This window comes from Bradyrhizobium sp. (genome assembly GCF_016462955.1).
Lineage (GTDB): Bacteria > Pseudomonadota > Alphaproteobacteria > Rhizobiales > Xanthobacteraceae > Bradyrhizobium.
On the sequence record NZ_JAEMSD010000558.1, the window covers coordinates 1 to 4,165 of the forward strand.

The 4,165-nt window shown below is 65.1% G+C and carries 3 protein-coding genes; 2 read left to right on the plus strand and 1 reads right to left on the minus strand.

All coding sequences use genetic code 11. The annotated features are described in order from the left end of the window. Nucleotides 1-812 (minus strand): LLM class flavin-dependent oxidoreductase (locus JHD07_RS34295; protein WP_291630221.1); only part of this gene is annotated, 812 nt, incomplete at its 3' end. A gap of 361 nt (nucleotides 813-1,173) precedes the next feature. Between JHD07_RS34295 and metF the strand changes: the two genes are divergently transcribed. Both metF and metH read left to right on the plus strand, forming a co-directional pair. Beyond that, entirely contained in the window at nucleotides 1,174-2,091 is a 918-nt protein-coding gene (gene metF, locus JHD07_RS34300; RefSeq protein WP_291630223.1) for a methylenetetrahydrofolate reductase [NAD(P)H], read from the plus strand. A gap of 6 nt (nucleotides 2,092-2,097) precedes the next feature. Continuing rightward, nucleotides 2,098-4,165 (plus strand): methionine synthase (gene metH / locus JHD07_RS34305; protein WP_291630225.1); only part of this gene is annotated, 2,068 nt, incomplete at its 3' end.

Genomic DNA, 4,165 nt, shown 5'->3' on the forward strand with positions numbered 1-4,165 from the left:
TCAGTATACGGATAGGCCAGCGCCTCCTCGACGCTCGGCAGCGGCAGATATTGACCGCGGTCACGGCGGAGCCGGTTGAGGTCGAACGAGCTCGCGAGCCGTTCAGCCTCCTCGTCGGTATTGGCGGTGATGACGGCGACCGCGAGAATAGCGTGCGGGCTGGCGCGCCACGCCGAGGGCTGAAAACGATTGCGGTAATGCACAATCGCATCGATCGCATCGTGAGACGCGAAATGATGGGCGAAAGCGAAGCCCATGCCGACCTGGGCGGCCAACTCCGAGGAATAATCGCTGGAGCCGAGCAGCCAGATCGGCGGCAGAGCGGTGTCGTCGGGCATGGCGACGACATTGTGGTAGGGGTGCCCTGCGGGAAATTCGCGGGTCTCCCACAGGATCAGCTCGTGCAGCCGCTCCAGGAAATCGTCGCCCTCGCGGCGGTCGAGCCGGCTGCGCAGGGCGTAAGCGGTGGCGCCGTCGGTGCCCGGCGCGCGGCCGAGGCCGAGATCGATGCGGCCGGGAAACAGCGCCTCCAGCATCTTGAAGCGCTCGGCCACCACCAACGGCGCGTGGTTGGGCAGCATCACGCCTCCCGAGCCGACGCGGATGTGCTTCGTCACCGCCGCGATCTGCCCGATCATGACGTCGGGCGCCGGGCTCGCGACCGAGGCGAGGTTGTGGTGCTCGGCAAGCCAATAGCGGACATAGCCGAGCCCATCGACATGGCGCGCCAGATCGATGCTGTTACGCAGCGCCGCGGCGGGCTTGGTGCCGGTGGTAACTACGGAAAGGTCGAGGACGGAGAGCGGGATCATGGCCGGGTAACGTAATGGAGGCCGGCGCAGCGGCAATGGGCTGGCGGCGCAGGTCGAACCGGCGAGCAGCACAGATCGGCGGTTGGGACACGAGAAGGCGATCTGATCTCAATATTAAACTGCCCACCGTCAATGGCGACGGCCTCCAAAGCACGAAATGCAATATATCTCGAAAATTCAAGTCATTACGCGCAACAGCGATTTGCCCACCCATCCCCCGTCATACCCGAAAATTCTACCAAAACTGGATTCAATGGGCCACTTCCCACAATCGATGGGCTGTTAGCTGGACCGCCTTTGCCCTATCTTAGCTCCTCCAAGTTAGACCCGACCGCTGCCTGACACTGGAGTGAGTGGTGCCATGACTGACGTGACGACGCCTGCGACGGCCAACGGGCGAGACGGGCACCTGAAACCTGCGATCTCCTTCGAGTTCTTTCCGCCCAAGACCGAAGAGATGGAGCGCAATCTCTGGGAGACCATCAACCGGCTGGCCCCGCTGGAACCGAAATTCGTCTCGGTGACCTACGGCGCCGGCGGCTCGACCCGCGAACGCACTCACTCGACCATTGCCCGCATCCTCAAGGAGACTGCGCTGCTGCCCGCCGCGCACCTGACCTGCGTCGGCGCCTCCCGCGGCGAGATCGACGAGATCGTCGACCGCTATCACGAGGTCGGCGTCCGCCACATCGTCGCCCTGCGCGGCGATCCCGCCGGCGGCATCGGCACGCCTTATTCGAGCCACCCCGAGGGCTACCACAGTTCGGCCGCGCTCGTGGCGGGGATCAAGAAGCGGCACGGCGATATCGAGATCTCCGTTTCCGCCTATCCCGAGAAGCACCCCGAAGCGCGGGACTTCGATGCCGACATCGACACGCTGAAGGCCAAGGTCGATGCGGGTGCGACGCGCGCGATCACCCAGGTGTTTTTCGATAACGATCTCTACTTCCGCTATCTCGACCGCGTCCGCGCGCGCGGCATCGACATCCCGGTCGTGCCGGGCATCATGCCCATGCACAATTTCAAGCAGGCGCGCAATTTCGTCACCCGCGCCGGCACCACCGTGCCGGACTGGTTCGCCGCGAAATTCGACGGCCTCGACGACGATGCCGAGACACGCAAGCTGGTCGCCGCGACCGTCGCGGCCGGCCAGGTGCAGAAGCTCGCCAAGCACGGCGTCGACACCTTCCACTTCTACACCATGAACCGCGCCGATCTCGTCTTCGCGATCAGCCATCTGCTCGGCATTCGCGCCAAGAGCGCGCAGAAGGCGGCCTGAGAGAACATGACCGTACCTGCTTCGCCGAAACGCACCGCCCTGCTCGACGCCGCGCGCGAGCGCATCCTCGTGCTCGACGGCGCCATGGGCACGATGATCCAGAACCTCCAGCTCGACGAGGCCGCCTTCCGCGGCGAACGCTTCAGGAACTTTCATCGCGACCTCCGCGGCAACAACGACCTCCTGATCCTGACCCAGCCGCAGGCGATCGAGGACATCCACGCCGCTTACTTGCGCGCCGGCGCCGACATCGTCGCGACCAACACCTTCTCCACGACCTCGATCGCACAGGCCGATTACGACCTCACCGACATCGTCTACGAGATGGCCCGTGAAGGCGCCCGGCTCGCCGGCAACGCCGCGCGGCGAGTCGAGGCCGAGGACGGCAAGCCGCGCTTCGTCGCCGGCGCCATCGGCCCGACCAACCGCACCGCCTCGATCTCGCCGGACGTCTCCAATCCCGGCTACCGCGCCGTCACCTTCGACGATTTGCGCAAATCCTATGGCGAGCAGATCCGCGGCCTGATCGACGGCGGCGTCGACCTCCTGCTGGTCGAGACCATCTTCGACACGCTGAACGCCAAGGCCGCACTCTATGCCATCGCCGAGATCACCGAGGAGCTCGGCATCGACGTGCCCGTGATGGTGTCGGGCACCATCACCGACAAATCAGGCCGCCTGCTCTCGGGCCAGATGCCGGAAGCGTTCTGGAATTCGGTGCGGCACGCGAAGCCCGTCACCATCGGCTTCAACTGCGCGCTGGGCGCCGAAGATCTGCGCGCGCATATCGCCGACATCGGCCGCATCGCCGACACGCTGGTTTGCGCCTATCCGAATGCCGGCCTGCCCAACGAGTTCGGCCAGTATGACGAGACGCCCGAATACATGGCGCGCTTGATCGGCGAGTTCGCGCGCGACGGCCTCGTCAACATCGTCGGCGGCTGCTGCGGCACCACGCCGGACCACATCGCCGCGATTGCAGCGGCCGTCGCTCCGCACAAGCCGCGCATCGTGCCGGAGATCACCCCGCGCCTGCGGCTCTCCGGGCTCGAGCCGTTCGTGCTGACGGATGCGATTCCGTTCGTGAACGTCGGCGAGCGCACCAACGTCACCGGATCGGCCCGCTTCCGCAAGCTGATCACATCAGGCGACTACACCGCCGCGCTGCAGGTCGCGCGCGACCAGGTCGAGAACGGGGCCCAGATCATCGACGTCAACATGGACGAGGGCCTGCTCGACTCCGAAGCTGCGATGGTGACGTTCCTCAACCTCGTCGCCGCCGAGCCCGACATCGCGCGCGTTCCCGTGATGGTCGATTCCTCGAAATTCTCGGTGATCGAGGCCGGCCTGAAATGCGTGCAGGGCAAGCCGGTCGTCAACTCGATCTCGATGAAAGAAGGCGAGGAGAAGTTCATCCACGAGGCGCAGATCGCGCGGCGCCATGGCGCGGCCGTAGTGGTCATGGCGTTCGACGAGATCGGCCAGGCCGACACCTTCGCGCGCAAGACCGAGATCTGCAAGCGCGCCTACGACATCCTGGTGAACCGGGTCGGCTTTCCGCCCGAGGACATCATTTTCGATCCGAACATCTTTGCGATCGCCACCGGCATCGAGGAGCACGACAATTACGGCGTCGACTTCATCGAGGCGACGCGCTGGATCCGGCAGAACCTGCCCGGCGCGCATGTCTCGGGCGGCGTCTCGAATCTGTCGTTCTCGTTCCGCGGCAACGAGCCGGTGCGCGAGGCCATGCACTCGGTGTTCCTGTATCACGCCATCAAGGCCGGCATGGACATGGGCATCGTCAATGCCGGGCAGATGATCGTCTATGACGACATCGATCCTGAGCTGCGGCAAGTGTGCGAGGACGTCGTCCTCAACCGCGACGCGAGCGCGCCCGAGCGGCTGCTGGCGCTTGCGGAGAAATTCCGCGGCAAGAAGACCGAAAGCAAGGAGGCCGATCTCGCCTGGCGCGAATGGCCGGTGGAGAAGCGGCTGTCGCATTCGCTGGTGCATGGCATCACCGAATTCATCGAGCAGGACACCGAAGAGGCCCGCAAGACCTCGTCGCGCC